This window comes from Paraglaciecola sp. 20A4 (genome assembly GCF_011378905.1).
Taxonomy (GTDB): Bacteria; Pseudomonadota; Gammaproteobacteria; order Enterobacterales; family Alteromonadaceae; genus Paraglaciecola.
Genome location: NZ_WTPY01000067.1, coordinates 1 through 1,432 on the forward strand (window position 1 = coordinate 1; position 1,432 = coordinate 1,432).

3 protein-coding genes are annotated in these 1,432 nt (G+C 41.9%); all 3 read right to left on the reverse strand.

Features of this window, described 5'->3' with window-relative positions; translation table 11 throughout:
* Window positions 1–411: 411 nt before the first annotated feature.
* Window positions 412–756 carry a hypothetical protein gene (locus GQS54_RS22825; RefSeq protein WP_166426215.1) on the reverse strand — a complete coding sequence of 115 codons (345 nt, stop codon included), beginning with the start codon at window positions 754–756 and terminating at the stop codon, window positions 412–414.
* A gap of 42 nt (window positions 757–798) precedes the next feature.
* The gene (gene radC / locus GQS54_RS22830; RefSeq protein WP_166426216.1) at window positions 799–1,257 is read right to left on the reverse strand and encodes a DNA repair protein RadC; all 459 of its coding nucleotides are present in this window, start codon (window positions 1,255–1,257) and stop codon (window positions 799–801) included.
* The coding region (locus GQS54_RS23135) for a hypothetical protein (RefSeq protein ID WP_205967896.1) at window positions 1,235–1,432 on the reverse strand (198 nt) is incomplete at its 5' end. The genes GQS54_RS23135 and radC, both read right to left, overlap by 23 nt.

The following is a 1,432-nucleotide window of genomic DNA, read 5'->3' on the forward strand; positions in this document are numbered from 1 at the left end:
TAAATTCGAGACAGGGGGAACCGCCCTAGTTGCACAAGCGAAGCGCGGAAACTTGGGGGATGTATCTAATTTAGTGGTGCAAGGGGGGAACGATAGCCCCCAGTGCTTTTGCGTTAATGGCAGTTACCCGTGCGATAGCCGGGCGAAAACAGAGGTCTTCTTGTCTGGTTGAGTGCTTGCATAACAGAATGGCCGTGAGGTAACGCCTACTCATTGAATAATGCTTTCAAATGATTTTTGCTCATACCATATCCACAACCAAGTGCGGGTTATAACTACCACCCTACCGCGCTTCGCTTGCTGATTACCGGACGTTGAACAACAAGTTGTTCATACCGTTTCGCTAATTTATTTTAAGTGCCCCGGTGTATAATTCTATTGATAAAATATAGGGAGCCAGGACCGATACTTTTAACGGTATTCAGCAACTTCATTTTCAATATCGTCTTGTGATATCACACCGACCGCAAGAAGCATCATGCGCCATGCGGTATAATTCATCGGTCTATGTTCCGTTTTACCTACTTGGGTTTCCCATTTCCTAATGGTTGGCGATCCTTTTAACTGACTGTATGAAACACCCACAAACTTTGCCAATCCTGTCTGAGACAACCCAAGTAGATGACGCACACTCTTAACCTCCTCTGGGCTAGGCAGAACAAAGTTTTCATTTTCTTTAGGTAGCACACACAACCTGTTTTTAAACGCCTCGACCGTGATAGCGGTCCCGGTGATGTACTGAATTCGTTTTTCCATTTTAATCTCCAAAAATGGGCGCTAAGCGCCCATAATACTTTGTTATAATAAACCTCGTTGCGCTAGCGAAGTAACGCCCGAAACAGAAACTATAAAATGGTCTAATAGTTTAATATCGCATGTTTCCAACGCAGCAATAATACGTTTTGTAATCTGAATATCTGCTTGGCTTGGCTCCGCAATTCCTGAAGGATGATTGTGTACACAGAAAATTGCATTTGCATTCACTTTTAATGCTTTTTGAAGAATGATCCTTGGATACACAGACGCACTATCAACCGTTCCTGAAAATAACACCTCCATTCCCTTACCAATCATTTGATGCTGTGAATTAAGATACAGCACGCCAAAATGTTCTCTCTTTTTATTCGCTAGCATCATTTGAAAATACTTTTTCGTTAATTCTGCATTTTCAAAAGCCGGTGTCTTTGTCAATTTACGTGCATATATTGCAGACGCTTTCTCTAATATAGCCAATTCAGATTTTGTAAATAGTGCCATTATTCTTTTCCTTAATATGGTCATGGGAAATCCCAAACCTTAAATACATCATACCGCCCCTGTGGGGCGTGTACAAGTAAAATGATAATTTTCTTTCGCCTTTAAATTCGTTGAAAGAGGTATGTGTTTTTAAGCGCTCGCGCGTTTGCACATGCCTCTTGGCGACTATGCCGAA